Annotated in this window: 17 protein-coding genes; 6 read left to right on the forward strand and 11 right to left on the reverse strand. The window is 72.9% G+C overall.

All coding sequences use genetic code 11. The annotated features are described in order from the left end of the window. Positions 1–154: 154 nt before the first annotated feature. A complete protein-coding gene (locus OG802_RS15250; protein WP_329410996.1) occupies positions 155–721 on the forward strand; it encodes a Uma2 family endonuclease in 567 nt (188 codons plus the stop codon). 76 nt (positions 722–797) lie between these two features. On the opposite strand, the gene OG802_RS15255 is transcribed toward OG802_RS15250, so the two are convergent. Beyond that, positions 798–1,652 (reverse strand): hypothetical protein, encoded by an 855-nt coding sequence (locus tag OG802_RS15255; RefSeq protein ID WP_329410999.1) that lies wholly within the window; start codon positions 1,650–1,652, stop codon positions 798–800. Between the two features lie 364 nt (positions 1,653–2,016). Between OG802_RS15255 and OG802_RS15260 the strand changes: the two genes are divergently transcribed. Further along, complete coding sequence (locus OG802_RS15260; RefSeq protein WP_443055249.1) at positions 2,017–3,261, forward strand: MFS transporter; 1,245 nt, start codon at positions 2,017–2,019, stop codon at positions 3,259–3,261. Between the two features lie 277 nt (positions 3,262–3,538). On the opposite strand, the gene OG802_RS15265 is transcribed toward OG802_RS15260, so the two are convergent. Both OG802_RS15265 and chvE read right to left on the reverse strand, forming a co-directional pair. Then, positions 3,539–4,090, reverse strand: coding sequence for a hypothetical protein (locus OG802_RS15265; protein ID WP_329411001.1), 552 nt, complete (start codon positions 4,088–4,090; stop codon positions 3,539–3,541). A 162-nt stretch (positions 4,091–4,252) separates the two neighbouring features. Beyond that, positions 4,253–5,350 carry a multiple monosaccharide ABC transporter substrate-binding protein gene (chvE, locus tag OG802_RS15270; protein ID WP_329411004.1) on the reverse strand — a complete coding sequence of 366 codons (1,098 nt, stop codon included), beginning with the start codon at positions 5,348–5,350 and terminating at the stop codon, positions 4,253–4,255. Positions 5,351–6,490: 1,140 nt separating this feature from the next. Here chvE and OG802_RS15275 point away from each other — a divergent pair. Then, entirely contained in the window at positions 6,491–7,471 is a 981-nt protein-coding gene (locus OG802_RS15275; protein WP_329411007.1) for a glycoside hydrolase family 11 protein, read from the forward strand. 37 nt (positions 7,472–7,508) lie between these two features. After that, complete coding sequence (locus OG802_RS15280) at positions 7,509–8,528, forward strand: polysaccharide deacetylase family protein (RefSeq protein WP_329411010.1); 1,020 nt, start codon at positions 7,509–7,511, stop codon at positions 8,526–8,528. A gap of 109 nt (positions 8,529–8,637) precedes the next feature. On the opposite strand, the gene OG802_RS15285 is transcribed toward OG802_RS15280, so the two are convergent. The 5 genes from OG802_RS15285 to OG802_RS15305 all read right to left on the reverse strand — a co-directional run bounded on the left by OG802_RS15285 (position 8,638) and on the right by OG802_RS15305 (position 20,089). Continuing rightward, positions 8,638–9,030, reverse strand: coding sequence for a BlaI/MecI/CopY family transcriptional regulator (locus tag OG802_RS15285; RefSeq protein ID WP_329411012.1), 393 nt, complete (start codon positions 9,028–9,030; stop codon positions 8,638–8,640). Positions 9,031–9,320: 290 nt separating this feature from the next. Next, the gene (locus OG802_RS15290; protein WP_329411015.1) at positions 9,321–14,525 is read right to left on the reverse strand and encodes a hypothetical protein; all 5,205 of its coding nucleotides are present in this window, start codon (positions 14,523–14,525) and stop codon (positions 9,321–9,323) included. A gap of 5 nt (positions 14,526–14,530) precedes the next feature. After that, the gene (locus OG802_RS15295; protein WP_329411017.1) at positions 14,531–17,869 is read right to left on the reverse strand and encodes a hypothetical protein; all 3,339 of its coding nucleotides are present in this window, start codon (positions 17,867–17,869) and stop codon (positions 14,531–14,533) included. Continuing rightward, complete coding sequence (locus OG802_RS15300; protein ID WP_329411018.1) at positions 17,862–18,689, reverse strand: hypothetical protein; 828 nt, start codon at positions 18,687–18,689, stop codon at positions 17,862–17,864. Before OG802_RS15300 ends, OG802_RS15295 begins: the two co-directional genes overlap by 8 nt. Positions 18,690–18,880: 191 nt before the next feature. Continuing rightward, positions 18,881–20,089, reverse strand: a complete 1,209-nt coding sequence (locus OG802_RS15305) for an MFS transporter (protein ID WP_329411020.1) — start codon at positions 20,087–20,089, stop codon at positions 18,881–18,883. A 252-nt stretch (positions 20,090–20,341) separates the two neighbouring features. On the opposite strand from OG802_RS15305, the gene OG802_RS15310 reads away from it, so the two are divergent. Both OG802_RS15310 and OG802_RS15315 read left to right on the forward strand, forming a co-directional pair. Further along, positions 20,342–21,355 carry an ArsR/SmtB family transcription factor gene (locus OG802_RS15310; RefSeq protein ID WP_329411021.1) on the forward strand — a complete coding sequence of 338 codons (1,014 nt, stop codon included), beginning with the start codon at positions 20,342–20,344 and terminating at the stop codon, positions 21,353–21,355. 128 nt (positions 21,356–21,483) lie between these two features. Next, the gene (locus OG802_RS15315) at positions 21,484–21,987 is read left to right on the forward strand and encodes a glutathione peroxidase (RefSeq protein ID WP_329411024.1); all 504 of its coding nucleotides are present in this window, start codon (positions 21,484–21,486) and stop codon (positions 21,985–21,987) included. 176 nt (positions 21,988–22,163) lie between these two features. Here the strand turns inward: OG802_RS15315 and OG802_RS15320 are convergent, their stop codons facing one another. The 3 genes from OG802_RS15320 to OG802_RS15330 all read right to left on the reverse strand — a co-directional run bounded on the left by OG802_RS15320 (position 22,164) and on the right by OG802_RS15330 (position 24,573). After that, on the reverse strand, positions 22,164–22,355 hold the full coding sequence (locus OG802_RS15320; RefSeq protein ID WP_256919156.1) for a DUF397 domain-containing protein: 192 nt from the start codon (positions 22,353–22,355) through the stop codon (positions 22,164–22,166). A gap of 261 nt (positions 22,356–22,616) precedes the next feature. Next, entirely contained in the window at positions 22,617–23,474 is an 858-nt protein-coding gene (locus tag OG802_RS15325; protein WP_329411026.1) for a helix-turn-helix domain-containing protein, read from the reverse strand. A gap of 343 nt (positions 23,475–23,817) precedes the next feature. Next, positions 23,818–24,573, reverse strand: a complete 756-nt coding sequence (locus OG802_RS15330) for a GOLPH3/VPS74 family protein (protein WP_329411027.1) — start codon at positions 24,571–24,573, stop codon at positions 23,818–23,820. Positions 24,574–24,680 lie beyond the last annotated feature (107 nt).

A 24,680-nucleotide genomic window follows, 5' to 3' on the forward strand; every position in this document is an offset into this window, starting at 1 on the left:
TACGAGCCGGGCGGCGGGCTCGGCGTTCGCCCGACCTCTGGGGCAGTAGACGCCTACCGAGGACGTGAGCAAGGTCAGCATGCCGGACGGACTGCGGACCGTACGCTGAGTCGAGTGGGATCGGGTCCGCGGAACAGCGTGCGGGAGGTGCTTCATGATCGCCGAGGTGACGGTCCCTGCGTGGATGCATGAGCAGATCACGGCGGCAGAGTACGAGTCCTGGTCCGAGGAGCAGTGCGCCGGTATCGAGATCGTGGACGGGATGGTCGTCGTGAGTCCGACTGCGTCCAAGCGGCACAGCCGTCTGGCCCGGATCCTGGCGAACGCCCTGGATGCCGCCGCGGGCCCGGAGTGGAACGCGGACACCGACTTCGACGTCCGGCTTCAGGATGTCCCGCTCACCAATCGCCGCCCCGACGTCGTGGTGTACCAGGCCGACACCATCGATATCACCCCCACCCGCCCCGAACACGTGCTGCTCGTCGCGGAGGTGGTGTCGCCGGGTTCGGAGACCACCGACCGGATCGTGAAGGTCGACCAGTACGCCAAGGCGGGCATCGGCTTCTACTGGAGGATCGAGCAGGCCGCGACAGGCGTTCCCCTCGTGTACACCTACGTTCTCGACCCCGCGACGACGACCTACCGGGACGGAGACGTGTTCACCGGCGTCCTCAAGGTCGTGGTCCCGTTCCCGGTGGAGATCGACCTCGGACAGGTCTGACCAGGCCCTGCTCGGCAGTTCGTGGCCGAAAGGCCCCTGACCTGCCACGAAAGGCGGGTCAGGGCCCGTTGGTGGCTCAGGCGCCCAGGTAGACCGGGGCCTTCTGGGCCCTGCCGTAGATGTAGCCGCTGAGCGTGCCGTCGGCGCCCAGGACGACCAGGGTGACGTCGTCCTGCTGCACGGACGGACGGCCCTTGGCGTAGGCGACGGGGAACGTGCCGTGGCCGGTGGTGACCTGCGCCCCGTAGACGCCGGATCGCTTGACGAGCTTCACCGTGGCGCCGTTGGCGAGCTTGTAACGGCCGAGACGCGGGTTGGCGGCGGTCTTGGCGCCGGTCCAGGTGACGGTCGTGCCGTCGGGGTTCAGTACGAGCGTGCGGCTGCCGAACACGGCGGCGCCGGCGCGACCGTGCGCGTCGATGAACCGCACCAGGCTGCCGCCCTGGTGGACGCGGGCCTGGTAGTGGCCGGCGGAGACCCTGAAGATCTGCGCGGACGTCCGGGAGTCGAGACGCAGGGTGCGCACGAGCTTGCCGGACTGCGTGCAGTCGGCGGACAGCGCCGGGAAGGCGGTGGACTTCCACGGGGTGGGCCCGCCCTCGCTGCGCTGCCCGAAGACGGGCTTGGCGCTGAGCACTCCGGTGATCCGCAGACCACGGGCCGCGTCGATGCTCCTGCTCTGGTCCACGGTCGAGACGACGCGTCCCCTCGCGTCGAAGAGCCTGGCGGACGCGCCCCGGTCGGCGCTGTTGACCAGCTTGACCTTCCAGCCGCCGAAGACGGAGGGGATGGTCTTGGCGGCGACGCAGGCGCTGGTCGTGGAGGACGCGGTCGCGGTTGCTGCGCCGGCGGCCGTGGCCGTCGCGACAGAAGCGGTGGCCGTACCGACGAGGGCGACGAGGGCGAGGGCGGTACGGAGTGCGGTACGCATGACGGCTCCTGGCGATCTGGCTTCTGACCTGCCGGCCTCTCTGACCAGCAAGAACAACGTTATTGGGTCGTCAGTTCCGGAACCGTCGGCCCCACGTCACAGGCGTGTGACAGGTCGTCTTGCTCTGTCGATCCCCGTGATCCGTCGATTGATGGGCGCCACCTCCCTTTGCAGGACTGCTAATTGACGGCTCATCACCTCAGCTCGGAGCCGTAGGCCCGGCGTGCCGGGCCGCCCCGACTCGGCCGGAATGCGACGTGGACCTCTGGGGTGGGGGTGGTGTCGGGAAGGTGCCAGCCGTGGGGGTGCGGGGCGGGGTGGACTGGGTGCTCCGCACGTGCTGCCTCTCTCAGGACGGAACGCCATGTCGGCCGACATTCCCACCCCCGCCGCGGTCGATGGACGGCGTCCGGCCGCGTCCGTCCTGTCGACGAGGTGGCCGGCCGTGGTCTCGGTGATGCTGGGGATCTTCGCGATCGTCACCACCGAGATCCTTCCGATCGGCCTGCTGACCTCGATCGGCTCCGATTTCGCCGTGTCGGACGGGGTGGCCGGGCTGATGATGACCATGCCGGGCCTCTTGGCGGCGGTCGCCGCTCCCCTGGTCACCGTGGCCACGGCACGCGTCGACCGGCGTCTGATGCTGTGCGCCCTCATGTTCCTGCTGACGCTGGCGAACTTCCTCGCCGCCGCGGCGCCCGACTACCGGTTCGTGCTGGCGTCCCGGGTCATGGTCGGGATCACCATCGGGGGTTTCTGGTCGATCGGAGCCGGGCTGGCGGAGCGCCTGGCGTCACCCGCCTCCGTCGGCAGGGCCACCGCGGTGATCTTCTCCGCCGTCCCGCTGGGATCCGTCCTCGGCGTCCCGGCCGGCACCTTCCTCGGCGATCTCGCGGGATGGCGAACGGCCTTCGCCGCCATGGGGGTGGTGGCGGCCGGCGTGCTCGTCATGCTCCTCTGCCTCCTGCCGCCGCTTCCGCCGGTCCACGCCACCCGGCTCGGCGTGCTCGGCGGGCTGCTCCGCGGGGCCCGCACGCGCTCGGCGCTCCTGCTGACCTTCCTCATCGTGCTGGCCCACTTCGGCACGTACACGTACGTGACGCCGTTCCTCGAGCAGGTCACCCACGTCGGCGGGGGCCGGATCACCGTGTTCCTGCTGGTCTACGGCACGGCCGGGATCCTCGGCAACTTTCTGGGCGGCGCCTGGGTGGGGCGTCGCCCGCGGGCCGTGTTCGGGCTCGCGGCCGCCCTGATCTCCGCGGTGACCCTCCTGCTTCCCGTGCTGGGCCGCGGGGAGGCCGGCGCGGTGGTCCTGCTGACGGTGTGGGGCATCGCGTACGGGGCCGTTCCGGTCGCGTCGCAGACCTGGTTCTCCAGGGCGGCGCCGCACGCGCCCGAGGCGGCTTCGGTCCTGTTCACCGCCTCCTTCCAGGCGACGCTCGCGATCGGCGCACTCGTCGGGGGCGCGGTCCTGGACCGCTCCTCCCCGTCCGTCGTCATGCTGTCGGGCGGGTGCACCGCGGCGCTCATGGTCCTCGCGGTGTGGAGCCCCTGGGCGGACGGGGCCGCGGCTTCCGGGGCCTCCCGACGCCGCCGTCGAGGACCGTGACCGTGACCTTGACCTTGACGGTGACGTGCACCGGGGGTGCGCGGTCGGCGCTGGCAGGTCACCTCGTGGCCATCGACACAGCCCGACCGTCGGTTGGGTCCCGGACGAATCTCCGGGCCGCCCCCGGACAGGCCGGGGATGAAGCCATCCCTGCGGAGCTGGAACCCCCGGAAGCCGACCGCGCGGTAGAACCCTAGCGGCGGGCACTGACAATCCGTCCGTCATCTGTTGTCCGCAGTCCGTCGCCCGCAGTCCGTCGTCCGTCGTCCGTCGTCCGTCAGGAGACGATGTAGCGGAGCTGCTTCTGCGGGATGCCGTGGCGGGTCGCCTGTTCCCTGAGGGCGGTGATCAGGTCGGTCTGGTAGGCCGGGACCACGAAGGCCAGCGGCTCTGCCCCGCGGCGGGCGAGTTCGACGCGGTAGAGGGGGGTGAAGAGCACCGCACCCGACGAGTGCTTCAGCTCGGTCACCTCGCTCCACGCCACCACGTCCCGCATCCGGCCGAGCAGGTCGGTGACGGCCAGGCCGCCGCCGTAGAGGTGGCACCGGCCCATCCCCCGTCCGGCGGTCGTGCGGCGCCACAGGAGCCTGAGGACGACCAGGGCGAGCAGCAGGCCCGCCAGCACGGCGCCCTTGAGGAACGCCGAGCTGGGCCTGGCGACGACGACCGTGCCGAGGAAGAAGACCAGCACCACGACGGCGGCCCGCCAGGCGAGTTGGCTGAGGCCCCCGGCCACTCCGGTGATCGCGTACGTCCGGCGGCCCCGGGTGTGGCCCAGCTCGTTCGCTCGCTCCTGCAGGGCCGCATGCCGCCCCTGGGACGATCCCATCCGCTCTCCCCTCGGTGTCGGCCCGTCTGCGGCCGAAGACGGACCACCGTGGCACGCCGCGGGGCCCGGACGCATCGGGGGAATCACTGAGTCGCCCCCGCATCCGTACGGCGGCCCGGTCGTGCCTGGGCCGCGCCGCGTGTCGGGCCCCGTGCCGCGCCGCTACTTGAGCTGGGCGTCCGTGTAGAAGCCGCCCGCGACCAGGACGTACTCGTAGTTGGTCCGGTCGACGCTCGTCGGCTGGAGCAGCCGGGCCGGGACGGCCTTGACGCCGTTCTTGTAGGACCGCCTGTTGTTCACGTTCGGGGTACGGCCGTTGATGAGGTCGTCGGCCATGTCCGCCGCCACCGTGGCGAGTTCGCGGAGGTCCTTGTAGACGGTCTGCGACTGCTCGCCCGCGATGATCGACTTCACCGAGGGCAGTTCCGCGTCCTGGCCGGTGATGACGGGCAGGGGCTTGCTGCCGGTGCCGTAGCCGTCCGCCTTCAGCGCGTTCAGGACGCCGATGGAGATGCCGTCGTACGGCGACAGGACGGCGTCCACCTTGCGGTTGCCGTAGGACTGCGACAGCACGGCCTGCATGCGGCGCTGCGCGGTCGGGCCGTCCCAGCGCAGGGTGGTGACCTTGTCGAGCGTGGTCTGGCGGGAGCGGACGATCAGTTGTCCGCTGTCGATGTACGGCTGAAGCAGGTGCATCGAGCCGTCGAAGAAGTACTGGGTGTTGTTGTCGTCGGGGGAACCGGCGAACAGCTCGATGTTGTAGGGGCCCTTGCCCTTCTCCAGACCGAGCTTGTCGACGATGTAGAGGGCCTGGAGCCGGCCGACCTGCTCGTTGTCGAAGGAGACGTAGTAGTCGACGTTCTGCGTGCCGAGGATGAGCCGGTCGTAGGAGATGACCGGGATCTTCGCGGCGGCGGCCTGCTGGAGGACGCCGTTGAGCGACTTGTTGTCGATGGCGGCGATGATCAGCGCGTCGACGCCCTCCTCGACCAGCTTCTCGATCTGCGCGACCTGGGTCTTCGGGTTGTCCTGGCCGTAGACCAGCTTGGTGTCGTACCCCTTGGACTTGAGGTCGTCGACGACGCTCTTTCCGTCGGTGAGCCAGCGCTGGGAGGCCTGGGTCGGCATGGCGATGCCGATGGTGCCGTCGCCCGAGCCGACCTTGCGGCCGCCTGCCGTCGTGTCTCCGCAGGCGGACAGGGTGAGAGCCAGGGAGGCGGCCCCGGCCAGCGTGGCGAGGGCGGCTCTTCGGTTGCGCATGGTGATCGTTCCTAGTTCTTCTCGTCGTTGAGATGCGGACGCCGTGCCGGGTGCCGCCAGGGGACGGCTGGGACCGAGGGGACGGCGAGGTCCGAGGGGACGGCGGAGAGGGGGGAGGAGGGGAGGGGGTGGGGAAGAGGGGCAGACGCCCGGGGGTCGGGGGCGGGTCACCGTCGGTCACGGGGCGGCGCGTGGGTCGGACGCGCCGTGCCGCCGTTCCCGGACGGGTCGGGGGCTCAGGGGGTTCGGGGGGTGTTGGGGGGTCGGCCCCTCGGGGGGAACGCGCACACGGGTGGGCGCCGGGCGTCCCGGACGGGCCGGACTTCGGGTGGGGAGTGGGGCGCGCCGTGGCGGATCCGCCCGGCGGCCCCGAAGAGGCGCACGGGCCGCCGAGGTCGTCGGCGGACGTGGTGTGCCCGGGTTTCACGGGCGGCGGGCGAGCGGGGGGTCCCGCTGGAACGAGCGGAGGTCGTGCCGGCCGGCTGGGTGCGCGAGCCGGCGCCCAAGCGCCCTGTAGCCGCCGGGACTTGCGTGCGGCGCCCCGGAGTCAGGACCGTGCCGGCGCCGTCGGCGGTGCTGGTGCCGCCGGTTCGCGCCGGCGGTGGTGGCCGTGTGGCCGGCGGGCGTCTGTAAGCAGGCCGCCGTACGCCACCACACCCCGACCATGCGTGTGCTGATTCCGTTGGCGCGCAAGGCAGTTGCCCTTCAACCGTTCGAAATACCGTCACATGGTCGGCATGTTGGCGTGACAGTAAGAGGGGTGGCGCATGGTGTCAACGGGACGAACGACAACAGTTCGAAGAACGGTTCGCTCAACCCTTGAACGAAGCCCTGAAGGCGGCTCCCCCTGCGGCGATGAAGGGAACGGAAAGGCTTCGAAACATTCGGAATTCTTGATCCAGTCATGGAATCGCCATTTCCTGAGCCCTGCTCATCATTGGCGGTCATATTCTCTCGCCCGACTCCCTGAACAGCGAATATACCGAGGTGGGGACGGTTCGGGTTTTACGAATGTTTCGCCGTTGCTGCCGAAAGTATTGACAGTTGGCAGGGCCATACCAAAACTGACGGTCAATCCGACGAGCCGTCCTCCGCCTTCGTGCGGGGCCGGCCTCACAAGGACGAGGAGGAAACACGTACATGAACGCACCCGCACGCTTCAGGCTGTTCCTCAGCGGCGTCTGCACCACGGTCCTGGTCGCCCTCGCCGCGCTGACGTCACCCGGCACCGCCTACGCCGACACCGTCGTCACCTCGAACCAGACCGGCACGAACAACGGGTACTACTACTCGTTCTGGACCGACTCACCGGGCACCGTCTCCATGAACCTGGGGTCCGCCGGCTCCTACGGCACGTCCTGGCGCAACACCGGCAACTTCGTCGCCGGAAAGGGCTGGAGCAACGGCGGCCGCCGGAGCGTGACGTACTCGGGCTCCTTCAACCCGTCCGGCAACGCCTATCTCGCCCTGTACGGCTGGACGTCGAATCCGCTCGTCGAGTACTACATCGTCGACAACTGGGGCACCTACCGGCCCACCGGAACGTACAAGGGCACCGTCACCAGCGACGGCGGCACGTACGACATCTACAAGACGACCCGCTACAACGCCCCCTCCGTCGAGGGCAACAAGACCTTCGACCAGTACTGGAGCGTGCGGCAGTCGAAGCGCACGGGCGGCACCATCACCACCGGGAACCACTTCGACGCCTGGGCCCGGGCCGGCATGCCGCTCGGCAGCTTCAACTACTACATGATCCTCGCGACCGAGGGCTACCAGAGCAGCGGCAGCTCCAACATCACCGTCGGCGGCACCGGTTCGGGTGGCGGCGGAGGGGGAGGCGGTGGCGGTGGCGGCGCGTGCACGGCGACGCTCTCCGCCGGGCAGCAGTGGGGCGACCGCTACAACCTCAACGTCAACGTCAGCGGATCCAGCAACTGGACCGTCACCATGAACATCCCCTCCCCCGCCAAGGTCCTCTCCACCTGGAACACCAGCGCCAGTTACCCCAGCGCCCAGGTGCTCACCGCCAAACCCAACGGCAGCGGCAACACCTTCGGCGTCACCATCCAGCCCAACGGCAACTGGAACTGGCCCAGCGTCTCCTGCAACGCCGGCTGACCCCCGCACCCTCGCCCCGGCTGGAGGACCACCCCGTATGAGTACCGGACCACGACTCCTCTCCCGCGCCCTGGTCACGAGGCTGGCCGTCCTCGCGACGGCCGCCGCCTGCACCCTCACCGTCCAGGCCGCCGCCCCCGTCCAGGCCGCCGCTCCCGCGCGGGCGGCCGCCTGCAACGGATACGTCGGGCTCACCTTCGACGACGGCCCGTCCGGCACCACGTCGAACCTGCTCAACGCCCTCAGGCAGAACGGTCTGCGGGCCACGATGTTCAACGAGGGCCAGTACGCCGCGGCCCGCCCCGCGCAGGTGCGGGCCCAGGTCGACGCCGGCATGTGGGTCGGCAACCACAGCTACACCCACCCGCATCTGACCCAGCAGAGCCAGTCGCAGGTCGACTCGGAGATCTCCCGCACCCAGCAGGCGATCTCCGGCGCGGGCGGCGGCACGCCGAAACTGTTCCGGCCGCCGTACGGCGAGACCAACTCCACGGTGCGCTCCGTCGAGGCCAGGTACGGCCTGACCGAGGTCATCTGGGACGTGGACTCGCAGGACTGGAACGGCGCGAGCACCGACGCGATCGTGCAGGCCGCGGGCCGGCTCACCAACGGGCAGGTCATCCTGATGCACGACTGGCCGGCCAACACGATCGCCGCGATCCCGCGGATCGCGCAGGGGCTGGCCGCCCGCGGCCTGTGCGCCGGCATGATCTCCCCGCAGACCGGCCGGGCCGTCGCACCCGACGGCGGCTCCGGCGGCGGAGGGGGAGGCGGTGGCGATGGCGGTGGCGGCGCGTGCACGGCGACGCTCTCCGCCGGGCAGCAGTGGGGCGACCGCTACAACCTCAACGTCAACGTCAGCGGATCCAGCAACTGGACCGTCACCATGAACATCCCCTCCCCCGCCAAGGTCCTCTCCACCTGGAACACCAGCGCCGGCTACCCCAGCGCCCAGGTGCTCACCGCCAAACCCAACGGCAGCGGCAACACCTTCGGCGTCACCATCCAGCCCAACGGCAACTGGAACTGGCCCAGCGTCTCCTGCAGCGCCGGCTGAATCCGGTCCCAACCGAATCAGGGGGCGCGGCGGAACGGTCCGGGCGGTGGTCCGGGCCGTTCCGTCCACGGCGTGCGCGGGTGCAGCCGGGTCCCCGTCCCCTGCGGAGTCAGTCGCCGCGGCGCGGGCGGGGCGGCTGCCCGAGGAGTTCGCGCAGCAGCCGTTCGTCGTCGGGGCCGAGACCGGCGACGAAGCTGGTGAGCACCGCCTCGCGGTCGCGTTCGGCGTCCAGGACCCTGTGCATGCGGCGGGCGGCCAGGCCGGCCTCGTCCGAGGCGGGCAGCCAGGCGAAGGAGCGGCCGCTGCGCTCGCGGGTGACCGCGCCCTTGGCGAGCAGCCGGGTCAGGATGGTGATCACCGTGGTGTAGGCGAGGCCGCCGCCGAGACGTTCCCGGACCCATCCGGCCGTCGCGGGCCCGTCCGCCTGGCGCAGCGCCGACAGCACCGACGCCTCCAGTTCGCCCTGCGCCCGCCGCGGGGGACGCCGCCGGTGCTCCGTCACGCCCAGCCTCCTCTTCGCCGCCGTCCGGTCCCCGGTGGGACGTCGTCCGGTGGGGCCCGCTCGGACGTCGCCCAGGGGGATCCGCTCGGACGTCGTCCGGTGGTGATCGCCGGTCGGACGTCGTGGGGACGCCGGCCGTCCGCCGGGCCCGCGCGTGAACAGCTCCTCTACAGCATTGTAGAAGCATGGCGACCGTGCGGCCGTGCGGCCGTGCGGCCGTCCTACGGTGTTCCCGGCCGCGAATCGCTCCTGTTCCCGTGTGCGCTCCCTCAGCAGCCCGCCCGCACCCCTCAGCCCGCGTCGTCGAACGTGGTGCCCGCCGCGATGGCCGCGATGCTGCGGCGCAGGCGGCGGGTGTCCAGGGACGACACCGAGGTCGCCGACCGCAGGTGGGCGTCGAAGAGGCCGTGGTGGGGGCGCAGGACGGCGGCGAGGGCGGGGTGCCGGCCGGCGAACTCGGTCAGGTCGGCGAGGTCCCTGGTGCCGGCGGTCGCCAGGGCCGTCAGGTCGGGGAGGCCGGGCAGCACGTCGGCCAGGCGGCCGGCGGAGGCGGCTCCCGCGAGGGCGAGGGCGAGGTCGCCGCCGGAGCGCGGCGGTCGGGCGATCAGGCGCTCGACGGCCAGCGTGCGGTAGCGGGCGCGCCACGGCGTCGCCGGGAACCAGTGCAGGGCGCGCGAGACGGCCGGGGCGTCGGCGAGGAGCGGTTCGCGGGCCGGGCGGTCGCCGATGCCGTGCACCGGGTGGCCTGCCGCGGCGAGCGCCTGGCAGGCGTGGCCCACCTCGCGCCACATGGCCCGGTCGTCCAGGACGATCTCCCGCGAGAGCAGCGTGACGACCCGGGCGTTGACCGCCGCGGCGACCGGTCCTGCGTGGTGCTGCTGCAACTGGCCCACCAGCCGCAGCAGCAGCACCGCCGACGGCAGGTCGACGCGGCCGGCCACCCGTTCCCAGCCGACCCTCTCCAGCATGTCGAGCACGGCCGAGGCCTTCTTCTCGTCGCCGAGGCTGATGAGGAGCGCGGCGAGCCCGACGGCCGGCTGGAGGTCGGCGATCAGCCCGAGCCGCAGGCGGCGTTCCGTCTTGGCGAGGTCGAGAATGCCCACGAGTTCGACCGCCCAACGGCGTTCCCACAGCGCCACGGTGCGCAGGACGTCCCGGATGACGCGCGGGTTGGAGAACGTGGTGATGAGCCGTTTCTTCAGCTCGAACGTCGTCTCGGTCCAGTCGGCGTTGCGGGGGTGGGCGGGCCCGATCCCGATCCGCGCGAGGTGCAGGGCCGCCATGTACTGCTCCGACGGGTTCTGGAGCAGCTGGAGTTCGTCGGTGAAGATCTTCATCAGGACGGCGTCGTCCGAGAGCCGCGTGTAGACGGCCCGGCCCAGTTCGGCGACCTGTTCCAGGACGGAGAGCATGCCGGTGGCGGCGAGCGGGTTCTGGTACATGGCCGAGCGCGTCTTCCACACCAGCCGCAGTTCCTCCGCGCCCTGGACGGCGGTGCGCATCGTGCGCTCGCCGTACGTGCCGAGGAGCCTGCGCACGAAACCCCGGTCGATGTCGCTGACGATGCTCAGGAACTGGGTGAACTCCTCCCCCGTCCGGACGGTGTCGAGCCGGTCCGTCCACACGTCGGGCCGTCCGATCAGCCGGCCCGTCGCCCTCAGCAGGGCGGCGCCGGAGATGCCGTCGGTGTGCCGCATCGTGCGGGCGACCTCGCGGCAGGCCTCGGCGACGGCGACGGAGGAGGCGTTGGCCAGGCGCTGGGCCAGTTCGCCGGCGTGGAAGGTCCGGGCGTAGCGGAGCGCGGCCGTCGGGTAGAGGGCGCGGGCCAGGCGGTGGAACTCGGCCTGGGCGTCGGGCGGCGACCACACGCTCATGCCGACCAGCAGGTCGTCGATGCCGACCTTCTCGCGCAGGTCGTGCAGGAACCCGGGGCCGAACTCGGGGTCGGCGCCGATCCACAGGGCGAGGCGGGGTCCCCACACGCGGCGGGAGGTGGTGAGCGCCTGGGCGACGATGTCGACCATCTGCTCCAGGCACCGCTCGCGGTAGCCGACCTGGGCCTCCCACAACCCCTTGACCAGGTGGTACTTCACGGACGGGCGGGGGTCCTTGACCAGCCAGTCCAGGACGGTCGCCTCGCCGAGCCCGTCGCCGAAGAGCTGGGCGAAGCTCCGGCCGCTCTGGTGGTAGGGGCTCTCCACGGCGTGGGTGACGGACAGCAGCATGCCCGCCGCCTTGGGATCGTTCTTGGTGGCGTCGGCGAGGCGGGCGACGAGCGACGCGTCCGGGTCGTTGTCCTGCGTCCACACCAGGCCGCGGGTCTCCGCCGACAGCAGCAGACAGGCGCACCAGGCGTGCAGCCCCTGCACGACCCGCAGCAGCTCCACGGTCTCCATGGGGGTGGCTCGCCGGACGAGCGCGCGCAGCGCGCCCAGGTAGCGGGCGTTGTCGTGCCGGGTGTCGATGGCCCGTTTGAAGATCTCGTTGCGGTGCATGCCGGAGGTGCGCCGCAGTTCGTGCAGGGCGGTGATCACGTCGCGGGGGCTGCTGGCGTCCAGGGCGGGCTGGAGGAGGTCCTGGTGCTCGTCGATCATCGCGGACCACTCGGTGCGTTCGACGTGCCGGCGCAGCATCATCCCGGCGAGGATCACGGCGAAGCCGTCCTCGGCCCGGGGCCGGTAGGAGACCAGTTCCTCAGGGCCCGGCTCCTGGTCGACGGGGTGGTAGCCGGCGGCGTCCTCGTAGTGGACGGCGTCGTCGTCCGCCACCCGCCGCCACAGCCGCCGTTGCAGGCGCAGGGCGCGCAGCACGAGGAAGTAGTCGGCGGGGCGGGACGGGTCGAGACCGGTGACGACCTCCGCGACGCGTTTGACGACGATCTCGTCGAGGTCGGCGTTCTGGAACCACTCGATCCGGTCGAGCAGGTGGAGCCGTTCCTGTGCGGTGCCCTCCCCGCTGGACAGGACGGCGTTCACCTGGGCGCGCAGCCAGGTGAAGACGTCGTCGAGGTCGGGCGCGCCGGTGGACATGGCGTGCCGGATGCCGCGGATGACGGTGACGAGGTCGAGCAGCCGCAGCGTCGACGGCTCGTCCTTGAGGCGGTTGGTGAACTCCCGGATGACGTCCCCGGCGATCTCCTCGCTCAGGGAGGTGCCGAGGGCGGTGAGGCAGCGGGCCAGTTCGGCGGCCTGTGCCGTGCCGAGCCACTGGGCGAAGGCGCCGTGCCGGGTGCGTTCGAGGATCTCGGCGGCGACCTGGGCACGGTAGAGGCGGGCTCCGAGGAGCCTGGGCAGGACCTCGCCGCGCGCGTGGCGCATCAGCGTCTCCAACCTCGGCAGCAGCCGTTCGACGACCTCGGCGCGCAGCCGCTCCTCGCCGGGGACGGGCACGCGTTCGGGCTCTTCGCGGTCGTCGCCCGCCTCGTCCTCCTCCCGCATCTGAAGGACGCGCTGGAGGATGCGGGTGCTGTCCTCGACGCAGGGGATCCGGGCGAGGCCCTCTCCGTCGAGGGGCTCCACGCCGAGCGCGTCGCGCTGTTCCTCGGTGAGGTCGGCGAGCGTCTCCTCGGGGACGCCGGAGTGGATCAGGGAGGCCGCCGCCATGTCCGCCACCGCGTTCTGCTGGGCGATGCCGAGGCCGCCGAAGCAGGCCAGGACGGGGTCCTCGCTCCCCCCGCCGGTCATGATGCGGATGATCCGGTCCAGGTCGCGGCTGCCGTCGCCGCGCCGCACCTCGGCGAGCCCGGCCTCGCGCCGCGCCTCGCCGGGCCGCGCGAGGGCCACCGCCTTGACGAAGTCCTCCAGGTGGGGTCCGCCGACGACGGCCGGGACGACGTCCACGCTCTCCGTGCTCCACTCGAAGTTCGCGGAGACGTCGTACTCCAGCAGGGCGAGGACGCTGCAATGGAGGTCCTCCGAGACCAGCGGCAGCAGTTCGTCGACGGCCTTGTTGCCGCCCTGGAGGGGGAGCAGCCCGTCCAGGATCAGCAGACAGGGCCTGCCCTCCTCGCGCCGCGCCAGGTCGACGGCCCGCCGGGCGGCGTCGATCAGCGGGTCGCGGTCGGGCAGTTCGCCCCGGGTGGACCGGATCGCCTGGACCTGCCAGCCGCGTCGGCGCAGGTCCTCGGCGAGCAGCCGGGCGATCGTGCTCTTGCCGCTGCGCACGGTGCCGCCGACGACGGCCACCACCCGTCTCGCCCGCCCGCTCTCCCTGCCCTTGCCGCCCTTGCCGCCTTTGCCGCCCTTGGCGTCCTTGCCGTGGAAGATCTCGCGGAGGTCGGCGACCTGCTTGACCACGGCGTCGCCCGGCCGGGCCGCCAGCGGCTGGACCACCCACCCCAGGGCGAGCAGTTCCTCGTGGTGGCGGGCGTGCTTCCATCCGGTCCACGCCTCGCCCCAGACGGCGGTGGCGGCCCCGTCGAGCGTGAGGGGGGCGGGCGGGCCGGGCACCGGTTCGCGCACCCCGCCGGGACGGGCCCTGACCCAGCCGCTCGCGGTGGGGGCGAGGAGTTCGGCGACGCCGATCAGCGCGAGCGCCTCGACCCGTCCGGTCAGGTCGGCGTCCGTCATCGGCGCGAGGGTCCGCTCCCGCGTCAGGACCCCGAAGGCGGGCAGCTCGGGCCGGGGCAGGCCGGTGAACCCGGCGAGGGCGTCGAGGGCGTGGCCGAGCCCGACGGCCGGATCGGGGAGGAGACCGTCGGGCCATACCCCCACCGGGAGTTCGGGCCGCGCTCCGGGCTCGACGCCGCCGAACCGGTTCAGCAGCGCGACGGCCGCCTCCCGGGCCTCGATGAGAAAGGGCCCGGTCCATGCGACGGGTTCGATCCAGGCGGCTCCGCGGTCCGGTCCGGACGCGTCCGCGAGCGTGATCGCGACGCGTCCGCCGGGCCCGTCCGCCACGGCCGCGTGCGGCGCGGGCCGCGCCGGCCGCGCGCCGGGCCCGTCCGCGCCGGCCCGCGCGGGGCAGTAAGCCCACAACTCGGCCAGCTGGTCCGCGACTTCCCCGGCGAGCAGCGGCAGCAGCCGCCGCATCCGCGCACGCGCCGCCTCGACGGCGGTGGCGGCGGGGGCGGTGGGGGCGGTGGCGGTGGCGGTGGCGGTCTGACCGTCCCCGTGCGGTGCGTGGTCCTGGTCGGGCGCGTGGTGCTCGTCCCCGACGTGGTTCTCGTCCCGCGCGTGGTTCTCGGGCGGCGCTTCGGGCGGGTCCGCCGTCGCCGCCGTGCCCGAGGCCACGTCGACGAGGACGGTCAGACCGCTGTCGTCGGCCACCGTCAGCCATTCGGGCAGGGCGGCGAGGACGGCGTCGCGGTCCGGCCGGCCGAGCAGTTCGCCGAGCCAGCCGTCGCCGAGGCCGGACAGCGCGCTCTGCGCGGCGAGTTCCTCGTCGGCGAGGTCCCGCGCGGCCGTGCGGTTGAGCCACGTCAGCAGGCGGACCAGCCGGTCGCGGACGAAGGCGGTGCCGGGCACGGCGGCCGGGGAGAGGGGTGACACGGTCATACGGGTTACCTCCTGCGGCCGTTCCGTGACATGCCGTGCTTCGCGCGGGTGCGGGCCCGCAGCAGGGCGGGCGCGCGGGACGTCGCCACCAGCAGGTCGGCGGACCCGTGCCACCCGGCCGGCGCGTCGTCCGCGCCGTGGACGAGCCCGACGGCCGCGTCTCCCCCACCGGGCACGGGAGAACCGCCTCCGGCGGGGTGGGAGACGATGCCGGTCGGCAGCCCGTCCAGCGGCCAGCGGGCCGTGCTGCCGTCGGCGACGCCGTAGGTGTCCAGCCAGTTCCCGTCCTGGTGGCCGCCCGCGACGACGAACCAGTCCGGCGTCAGATGGAGCGCGCGAAGGTCGTGCGGGAGCGCCGGGACCGCGCCCGCGAGGGCGGCCGCGCCGCCGACGAACGTGCACCCGCCGTCCGCGTCGACGACCACCGCCGTCTCGCCGTCCGAGGCCGCCGCGAGCCGGACCGGGTTCGGGCACAGCGCGACCCTTCGGGGCGGGCCCGCGGCGGCCGGGGACCAGCGGTGCACCACGCCGTCCTGCGTCGCCGCCCAGACGACCGGATCCTCGGGCGGACCGGCCACGGCGACCGCGACGACCGTCCGCCGCAGCGACTCCCGGCCCAGCGGTTCGACCCCCGACGCCCCTACGGCCAGCAGTTCGACGTCCGCCCCGTCGCCCACCGCGAGGAAGCCGGCCGGGTGGCCCGCGCAGGGGCCCGGCAGCCGGCCCTTCCCTGCGCGCAGCACCCGGTCCGGGACCTCCGCGTCCGGGGCGCAGCGCAGCACCGTGCCGTCGGCCAGGACGACGAGCGCGTCGACGCCCCCGGCGGCCTCCGCACCCTTCTCATCCCCCGCACCCTTCTCGCCCTCCGTGCCCTCCGCGCCCTCGGCGCTCTCCAGGGCGTTCAGCGCGACGACGCGGCCCGCGAGCCGCCGGGACGTCCCCGGTTCGCCGCCTGCGCCGTCCCACCACCGCAGGGCGCCGTCGTCGTGGGCGGTGACGACGGTGCGGGGGCCGGGCTGCCCGGCGGCGGACACGCGCGTGATCGACGGCTGTTCGCGCCCGGCCCGCCGCGCCCAGCGCACCTCCAGCGTGCCGCAGGGCGCGTCGACGGGTCCGGCGGCCCGTGCGAGAGCGGTGAGTTCCTGCCGGGTGGCGGCCAGGGCGAGGGCGAAGCGGGCCTGGTGCGGTCGCGCCTGCCGTGGCTGGGCTGCGCGCACGGCGGCCCGTGCCGCCCGGTCGGGGCCGGTCAGCGCTTTGACGGTGCGGGTCAGGGTGGGCCGGGCGAGCGCGAGCAGGAAGCCGGGGTCGTCGAGGAGCCGGCCCGCGTCGCCGGCCTGGTCGGCGGCGGCGGCCGCGGCGAGGACGTCGAGGAGATGGTCCGGCACGCGTTCCCAGCCGGAGGCCGGGACGCCCGGGCCGACCTCGTCGAGGAGCCGGCGCAGCACGGCTCTTCGGGGGCCGGGCCCCGGGGCCGGCGCGGGCCGGTGACGCGGGCGCACCCCTTCGAGGGCGTCGCCGGGCCGGCGGCCGGGCAGCCGACGGCGCACGAGGAAGCTCCGGCAGGCGTCGAGGCAGCTCTCCAACTGCGCCGCCGTGACGGGGACTCCGCCGTGGCCGGCGGCGACGGAGGCCCAGGTCGGCAGGTCCAGGAAGAGGTCGTCGTGGAAGGAGCACAGGGCGTTCAGGACGTCGGCCGCCGCGCCTGCCGCCGCCGGCGCGAGGAACTCCCCGAGCGTGCGGCGCAGCAGGCCGTCGAGCCGTTCGACGACGGCCGCGGTCGCCTGGCCGAGGGGGTCGGCGCGCTCCCGGACCAGGACGTCCGCCGCCGTGGCGGCCGCCTCGAAGCAGCCGCCGCAGAGCCGTTCCAGGGGTGCGGCGTCCTTCGGCGGGAGGTGGCCGCCGTAGGCGAGCCGGGTGCGCAGGTACGCGCCGGCCGCCTCGGGGCCGCGGTGGGTCTCGTCGTCGAGGTCGACGGTCGTCGCGGCCGTGGGGCCGGGCAGCGGGCGCGCCGCGCCGAGGACCACCCGGACGTGGGGCAGCGCGGCCAGCGGCTCCACCAGGTCGGCCAGCACGGCGGCGGGCATGTCCGCCTCGTCGACATGGTCGACGACGACGCCCCGGGTCCTCCCGCCGTGGCCGCCGCCGAGTGCGGCCAGCAGGCCGGTGACGCCCTCGCCGGGGACGTCGAGCGCGCGGGCGATCTCGTCGGCGAGCCGCTCGGCGGTGCGGCCGCGCGCGTCGACCGCGGCCAGGGCGAGGTCGCCGGCGGGCAGGACGCCGTGCCGGGCCACGACCGGGAGCGCGGCGCGCAGTGCGGCGGTGGCGGTGGTGACGACGCGGCCGAGGACGGCGGTCTTGCCGCTGCCGTGGGAGCCGGTCAGCCACAGCGGCGGGGCGGCCCCGACGCCGGTGAGGTGGTCGATGACGGTGCGCAGCGCGCCGTCGCGTCCGGTGAAGTACCAGCCGGGCGCGTCCTGGCTGCGCACCCCGCGCGAGCTGCGGCTCCAGCCGGCCGGCAGCCAGTCGGGCGGGTCGGGCGGCATGAAGAGGGGGTTGGGCAGGGCCCGGCAGCGCGGGTCCTCGTATCCGGCGACGATCTTCGCCCGTTGCGAGGTCGTCGCCAGGTCGCCCTGGACGGACACCATCACGTCGGTGAGGCTCAGGTGCCGTCGGTCCAGGGAGGGGGCGGCGGTGCTGCGCAGCGCCGCGGTGAAGGCGTCGGAGAACACGGTCTGCCCCGCCGTCTCGGCCCGCCGGGCGGCTGCGACGACCCACAGGTCGAACTGTCCGTCGAGCGGCCGGTAGCGGGACTTCGACAGGGTGTCCAGCAGGGCCTGTTCCCCGCCGGGCGCGGCTCCGCAGGCGTCCAGGACCAGCAGCACCTGGGCGAGGTCGGCGCGCTCCTTCAGGGCCGCGAGCAGCGCGGCGGGCGGGAGCACGGCGCGGGGGTTGAGGGGGTCGGCGTTCTCGGGCGGGACGAGCATCCACTCGTCCTCCAGCTGGTGGCCGTGCCCGGTCGCGTAGATCACCAGCGTCGCGGTCCGCTCGGGCGGCGCCCCGTCCGGGTCCGGGCCGCCCGGGTCCGGGCCGTCGGGGTCCGGGCCGTCGGGTGGGGCGCCTGCGGCGGGGCGGCTCCAGTCGTACAGGGCGTCGTAGAGGCCGAGGTGGGTGAGGGCGTCGCCGTCGCCGGGTCCGCCCGCCCCGGCGAACAGCTCGGTCAGGCCGAGCGCCGTCAGCTCGGCGCGGACGGCCGCCACCTCCTTCGGCAGCAGTTCCAGGTCGGCGAAGGTCCCGCCGTAGGCCGGGCGTCCCGAGACGCAGAAGTACCCCGCCCGCTCAGCCAAGAGCCACCTTCAGCGACTCGCAGGTGCGGACGTTCTTCAGGTAGACGAGCGCGTCGTGGGCGGTGGCACGGGAGTTGGCGGCGTCCAGGTCGTGGATCTTCCCCGCGAACAGCCCGTCCAGCGTCTTGACGGTGGCGACGGCGTCCTCCTTCGCGGCGACGTTCACCCAGGTGTCGACGCCGGTGGGCCAGGGGGCGGGGCAGGCGTCGAGGTAGGGGTGCAGTTCGCGCAGGACGGGCCGCATTCCGAGCGGTGAGCCGAGGGTGACGAGGGTGGTGGCGCTGGTGGGCCCGTGGGTGCGCAGCCAGTCGTAGGCCACGACGCTGCCGAGCGAGTGGGCGACGACGGCGCGGGGTCCGGTCTCCATCGCGGTGCTGAACTCGGCCTGCACCTTCTTCTTGAATTCCGGGTCCCGCAGATAGCGGGCCACCTGTTTGACGAACCCGAGAATCCTCGCGTTCGTGCCGCCGAGGATCTTGCGGGCCTGGAGGAGATCGATGGCCCACTGGACGCTTCTCGGCGCGTAACCGGCCTTGCCCGCCCGGTCGCTCGCGGGGTCGTCGACGCTTTCCGCGAAGGCGATCAGCAGTTCCTGTTCGAGGCCGGGTTCGAGGTCTGCGACCTCGTACTGCCAGGAGGGTCCCGCCTTCCCGTCGTTGTAGAGATGGCCGTAGAAGACACATTCGATCGTGAGACCGTCGGCCCCACGGAACCGCACGTTGCGCAGTCCCTCGCGCAATGCCGCCAGCCAGGTCTCGCGCATCTCGTCGCGACTCGACCTGTTGGCGAGAATTCCGTGCACGACGACGACGTCCGCCATGAACCCACCACCCCCGGTTCGTCCCTGGCCACGATTATGACGACGCGGACCGCTTCGACACCCTGGCCCGCGCGAATTCGTCGCACCGGAGAGGAAGCCGGACGCGGCCGCACCCGCCGTCCCGCTTCTCCTTCACGGGAAAGAACGCAGGTGAGCGAAGGGCGGTCCGTATAAGCGCACATGACGTGACGTCAGGGCAGGACTTCCGTCGGCACGGCGGCGTCCGGGCGCGGCGCGGCGCGGCCGGCGAGCGCCAGCGCCGCGGTCACCGCGATCGACGCGCCCGCCATCACGGCCATCGCCGTTCCGGGCGCGGTGAGTTGGGCCAGTCCGCCCGCCAGGGCCGCGCTCACGCCCTGGAGGGTGAGCATCCCGGCCGAGTGCAAACCGAGGGCGTGACCGCTGAGTTCGGGCGGGGTCAGGCGCATCAGCCGCTCCTGCTGCACCAGGCTCGCGCCGAAGCCGACGGAGGCGAGGGCGGCGCAGGCCGCGGCGAGCGGAACGCCGGGGTGCAGCGCGAACAGGGTGTAGGGGGCGGCCAGGAGCAGCAGCAGCGGGGTGGCGAGGCGGGAGCGCCGGTGCGGCGGCAGGAGGCGGCCCACGAGGACGTCGCCGGCCAGCATGCCGAGCGCGGCGCACGCGAACAGCGTGCCCGCCGCGCCGGGGTCGTAGGGCACGAACAGGGCCTCGCAGCCGACGACGAGACCGTTGGGCAGCCACAGCCCCAGGTAGGTCAGGCGGCGTGGCCGGGAGGACCACAGGGCGGTGTTGGCGCGCCGGGTGGCCGCCGCCGACAGCCGGCCGGCGGCGCGCGGCGCACGGGCGGTCAGCCCGAGGCGGGCGACGGCTGCCGAGACCGCGTACAGCAGGGCGGCGAGCAGGAGGACCGGGCGCGGGGACAGCGCGGTCACGAGCGCGCCACCGGTGGCGTAACCGGTGATCTGCGTCAGCCCGCTCATCATGTTGAACAGCGAACGCCCCGGCAGATAGCCGCCCCCGGCGCCGCCGAGGATCTCGTTCAGCAGGCCCCAGCGGACGCCGCCGCCGAGCGAGGCGATCAGCCCCTGCACGAGGACGACGGCGAAGACGCCCCAGGTCGGCAGCCCCGGCAGCGCCATGAGGGCCGTGGCGGCGGCGAAGGCCAGCGAGAGGCCGGTCAGCGCCGACCGCGGCGGCAGCCGGTCGGACCCCGAGAGCAGCACGGTCGCGCCCAGCACCTGCGCGAGGGACGGCCCGAACATGCTCACCGCCGACAGCAGCGGCGAACCGGTGGCCCGGAAGACGAGGGTGGCGAGGGCGAGCCCGCCGACCGTCTGGGCGGCGGTGTGGGCGGCGGAGGAGAGGAACAGCGGGGTGAACTCGGGGACGCGGAAGAGCTGGCGGTAGGAGAGGCCGGTCATGGCCGCAGTCTGGGGCGGGTTCGGGAAGGGCGGTTATTGTTTCGCCGGCCCGCGAAACGTCGTGGGCCGCGGGGCACGAGACGTGGACGCCGGGGAACGACATGGACGCCGGGGAACGTCGTGGGCCGCGCGGATCACCGCTGGTCGCGCGGATCACCGCGGATGGCGCGGATCACCGCTGGTCGCGCGGATCACCGCGGACGGCGGGGAACGCCGTAGGCGGCGGAGGACGGCCGGAAGGAGGTGCGGGGCATGGGCTGGTGGCAGGTGAACGCCGACACCCTCGCCCGCAGCCGGTTCGTGCTCTCCCCGCTCGCCGAGACCTTCGCGAGCCTGAAGCTGCTGCACGCGGGGACCGGCGCGCACCCCGGCGAGCACGCCTGGCTGCGCGCCCACCTCCCCGGCCACCGCGCGAGGATGGCCGCCGACCCGGTGACCGCGCTGCTCGTGCGGGCCGGGCTCGGGTCGTGGGAATCCCCCCGCGCGGGCGGTTCCGGGCGCGGGGGATGGATCGCCGACTTCCTCACGCCGACGCCGAGGGAGGGCGAGAGCTTCGAGGAGGGCGTGGCGCGGGTGCGGGCGGCGGACCCGGCGGCGGCCCGGGCCCATCTGCGGACGTCCCTGGCCGGTCCGCTGCCCGCCGCCCTGGAGCGCGACGACCTGCCCGAGCGGGCGGCGGCGCTGCTGGAGCACGTGTGGGAGACGGGCGTGCGGCCGTACTGGGAACGGCGGCGGCGCGTCCTCGAGGCCGACGTCGTGGCGCGCACCGCGCTGGTCAGCCGGGGCGGCTGGGCCGCCGTGCTGGACTCGCTGCGGCCGGGCACGCGCTGGCTCGGGGAGAGCCGCTTCCAGGTCAACCCGCACGAGTACCCGCCCCGCGAGGCCTCCGGCGCGGAGCTGCTGTTCGTGCCGGTCACCCCGGAGACCGGCTGGGTCGCCTGGGAGGGGCGGGAGCGGTACGCGGTGGTCTACCCGTGCTCCGGCGTCCTCGCCGGGGACCGCGAGGAGCGCGCCCGCGCCGTCCCGGCCGCGCTCGGCACGCTGCTGGGCCCCGGCCGGGCCGCGGTGCTGGTGCTGCTCGCCGCGCCCCTGAGCACCACCCAGCTGGTGGCGCTGACCGGCCAGGGCCTCGGTTCGGTCGGCCGGCATCTGCGGGTCCTGCTGGACGCGGGCCTGGTGGAACGCCGGCGCGCGGGCCGCTCGGTGCTGTACTCCCGCACCCCGGCGGGCCGCACCCTGACCGAGGCGGCCACCCACCGCCCGTGACCCTCACGGACGAGCCGGGAAAGGGCGCGGAGGGCGCAGCGGGGCCGGACAAGGGCCGGACGACCGGGCAGGGGGCGGACAAGGGGCGGACAAGGGGCGGGGCGAGGCCGGAAGCTAGCATCCGGGGCATGACTACTGATGCCGGCGCCTCCCCCCTCGACGTACCGATCGACGCCCTCAAGGGCGGTTCCGCGGACCTCTCGCAGTACGCGGGCCAGGCCGTCCTCGTGGTGAACGTGGCCTCCAAGTGCGGGCTCACCCCGCAGTACAACGGTCTGGAGCGGCTCCAGGAGCGGTACGCCGCCCAGGGCTTCACCGTGCTGGGAGTGCCCTGCAACCAGTTCCTCGGGCAGGAGCCCGGCAGCGCCGAGGAGATCGCCGAGTTCTGCTCCGCGACCTACGGCGTGACCTTCCCGCTGACGGAGAAGGTCGAGGTGAACGGCGACGACCGGCACCCGCTGTACCGGCGGCTGGTCGGGTTCGCGGACGCCGAGGGCCACACGGGCGACATCCGCTGGAACTTCGAGAAGTTCCTGATCGGCCGGGACGGCTCCGTCGTCGCCCGCTTCTCGCCGCAGACCGAGCCCGAGGCCGCCGAGGTCGTGGCCGCCATCGAGGGCCAGCTGGGCTGACCGCGACGGCGGGCCCGCGGTCTGCCCGCCCGGCCCGGAACGGCACCGGGCCCTCTCGGCTAGGACGGCGATCTGGTCGAGAGGGCCCTTGGGCGGTTCCTGTGCGGTGGTGCGGGACACGGGCGGTCCGGCCTCCGGCCGGCTGCCGGTGACCGGCGCGGCGGGGAGTGCCCGCCCTACGCCTTGACCGATGCCACGAACTCGCTCCACGCGTCGGCGGGGAAGACCAGGTTGGGGCCGTCCTGGACCTTGGAGTCGCGGACGAGGAGGGCCTGAACGGCCGGCGACTTGACCTCGACGCACGCACCGTTGCCCGTGGAGTAGGAGGACTTGGTCCACGAGTGTGCGCTGCCCTGACGAATTGCCATGTTTTTGCTCCGGAGTGCAGTTGTTGAGTAGCTGTCCTCGCACCACGGACCTCACGGCGGCCCCGCGGCACGTTCACGCCAACCTTGTTGCTCGATGGCGTGATCGACGCTACTCGCCAACATCGACTGACGAAGCGACTATTCACTCGACCGGATGACATATTCCAATGGAAACTTCCATCCTGCCGGGGGGTGGGCGTACTATGCGGCACTCCCCACGCGAATGTCCGTCATATCGAACATCTGGCTTTCCCAACGGCCTTACGGCACATATCCCTTGGCGATGTCGGCGATGAACTGACGGGACTGTTCGACGTTCAGCGCCTGGGCGCGCAGATGCTCGTACATCACGCTGTACTTCTGCACGTCGTTCGGCTTCTCCAGGTAGAGGTCGCTGGTGACGCCCTCGATGTAGACGACGCTGGAGTCGGCGGTGTCGGGGAATTCGAGGATCGCGTACTGGCCGTTCAGACCGGGATGCGCGCCCATGTCGAAGGGGATCACCTGGACCGTGACATGCGGGAGCTGGGACTGCTCCACGAGGTGTTCCAGCTGGTCCCGCATGAGTTCACGGCTGCCGACGACTCTTCTCAGCGCCGACTCGTCCATCACGCTCCACAGCCGCAGCGGGTTCTCCCCGGAGGAGACGCGTTCCTGCCTGCGCATGCGCACCTGCACGCGCTTCTCGATCTCCGTGTGCGCGGTCTCCGGCAGCGCGCCCGAGATCAGCGCCTCCGCGTACTGGCGGGTCTGCAACAGCCCCGGCACGACCTGCGGGTCGTACACGCGCAGACTGGCCGCGTCGGTCTCCAGGCCGATGTAGACGCTGTAGGGGACGTCGCCGAAGGCGTGCCACCAGCCCTGCTGGCGCGAGTCCTTGGCCATCTCCATCAGCGAGTCGACCATCCGCTGGTCCTCGACCTCGTACACCCCGCACAGATCGCGGACGTCGCGCTGGCTGATGCTGCGCCGGCCGTTCTCCAGCCGGCTGATCTTCGACTGGGACACCAGCAGGCGCTCGGCGACCTCCTCGGCCGTCATGCCCTTGAGCTCACGGAGCCGGCGCAGCTCCTGGCCCAACCGGCGTCGCCTGACAGTGGGATTGACATTGGACGCCACGGGACGTGCACCTCCGACTGCGTGTCTGTACCTGACACTTTGCGTATCTGCTGTTGAGCAGACTGCCACCAAGGTGCTTTCCACCGCTGGAAAACGGTGGTTATGCGGCCGGTACACGCCAGTTCGGATCAGCACCCCCACCGGCGCCGACACACGTCCGCGCGGGGCGGTGTGGCACACCGCCCCGCGCGGGCCGCGGCGGCTCCCGAACGGGTCCTGCGTACTGCGATGGTGCGGTCGTGCGCGCCTGCGTGCACGGCGTCGCGCGGTCATGCCCGCGCGATGTCGCGCGGGTGCTCTCGCGATGCCGTGCGGTGCTCTCGCGGTGTCGGGGAACTGCGGCTCAGTGGGCCACGACACGCGCCAGGGAACCGCGGTGCGGCTGCGCCGGAACGCCACGGGCGGGTTCCGGAGCGGGCCTCGCTCCCGGCCCGGCCTGACGGCCGGCGGGTGGCTGGTTGCGGCGCGGCTGTGCCACCGCGCCGTTCTGGACGTCCATCACGGCGTGCGCCACGAGACCGCCCATCGGGTCGTGCCTGATCAGATCCCGCAGCCGGGAGCGGGACGAGCGTCCCTCGTTGCCCGGGTACAGGTGCTTGCCGAGGCCGACCGCGTGCGCCAGTGCGGCGAGCGCCGCGGTCCGCGGGTCCGGCGGCACGCCGGTGCGGATCGCGGAGTCCAGCCGGGCCTTGATCTCCCGGCTGATGTCGGTGTCCGTCGCCTGGTAGCGAGTCGTCGGCAGCACTCCGCACATCTGGCCCGCCACGGCATGCACCATGCCGCACCGCTCCAGATGCGAGAGGTAGGTCTGGCGGAGCCCGAGACGCGGCCCGCCGATCCAGTGGACGGCCCGTACGGGAGCGCCACGCCTTCGCAGCAACTCCAACGCGCAGTCCAGTGTCGGATCTCCAGTCGGCCGTGGGGACACCACGGCGATACGATCCCCGTCAGGGGCTATCCGCCCGGCCAGCGCCAGCTCCACTAGCTGCGCTCCGGCCAGACCAAGGTCGAGCGACTGCGGCTGTGCGGTGGTACCCGTGGTCGGGTCCAACGCCAGCAGAAGAAGCTCTTCCGGAATCGTTCTGCGGCTCCTGCCCATCCATGCCTCCCCGCGTGGATGAATGACAGGGTGACCCCTCTCACATTCATCTGTCGAGGGTGCGTGACCTGTTTGTAGTGGAACCAGTAGGTATGTCGTTCTCGTCT

The sequence above is a fragment of the Streptomyces sp. NBC_00704 genome (assembly GCF_036226605.1).
GTDB lineage: Bacteria > Actinomycetota > Actinomycetes > Streptomycetales > Streptomycetaceae > Streptomyces.

Excerpts from the sequence above, each read along its gene's own strand:
- OG802_RS15260 (WP_443055249.1), top strand. The coding sequence starts at position 2,017 with ATGTCGGCCGACATTCCCACCCCCGCCGCGGTCGATGGACGGCGTCCG.
- OG802_RS15250 (WP_329410996.1), top strand. The coding sequence starts at position 155 with ATGATCGCCGAGGTGACGGTCCCTGCGTGGATGCATGAGCAGATCACG.
- OG802_RS15310 (WP_329411021.1), top strand. The coding sequence starts at position 20,342 with ATGGGCTGGTGGCAGGTGAACGCCGACACCCTCGCCCGCAGCCGGTTC.
- OG802_RS15290 (WP_329411015.1), bottom strand. The coding sequence starts at position 14,525 with ATGACCGTGTCACCCCTCTCCCCGGCCGCCGTGCCCGGCACCGCCTTC.
- OG802_RS15275 (WP_329411007.1), top strand. The coding sequence starts at position 6,491 with ATGAACGCACCCGCACGCTTCAGGCTGTTCCTCAGCGGCGTCTGCACC.
- OG802_RS15255 (WP_329410999.1), bottom strand. The coding sequence starts at position 1,652 with ATGCGTACCGCACTCCGTACCGCCCTCGCCCTCGTCGCCCTCGTCGGT.
- OG802_RS15265 (WP_329411001.1), bottom strand. The coding sequence starts at position 4,090 with ATGGGATCGTCCCAGGGGCGGCATGCGGCCCTGCAGGAGCGAGCGAAC.
- OG802_RS15315 (WP_329411024.1), top strand. The coding sequence starts at position 21,484 with ATGACTACTGATGCCGGCGCCTCCCCCCTCGACGTACCGATCGACGCC.
- OG802_RS15280 (WP_329411010.1), top strand. The coding sequence starts at position 7,509 with ATGAGTACCGGACCACGACTCCTCTCCCGCGCCCTGGTCACGAGGCTG.
- chvE (WP_329411004.1), bottom strand. The coding sequence starts at position 5,350 with ATGCGCAACCGAAGAGCCGCCCTCGCCACGCTGGCCGGGGCCGCCTCC.
- OG802_RS15330 (WP_329411027.1), bottom strand. The coding sequence starts at position 24,573 with ATGGGCAGGAGCCGCAGAACGATTCCGGAAGAGCTTCTTCTGCTGGCG.
- OG802_RS15320 (WP_256919156.1), bottom strand. The coding sequence starts at position 22,355 with ATGGCAATTCGTCAGGGCAGCGCACACTCGTGGACCAAGTCCTCCTAC.
- OG802_RS15305 (WP_329411020.1), bottom strand. The coding sequence starts at position 20,089 with ATGACCGGCCTCTCCTACCGCCAGCTCTTCCGCGTCCCCGAGTTCACC.
- OG802_RS15300 (WP_329411018.1), bottom strand. The coding sequence starts at position 18,689 with ATGGCGGACGTCGTCGTCGTGCACGGAATTCTCGCCAACAGGTCGAGT.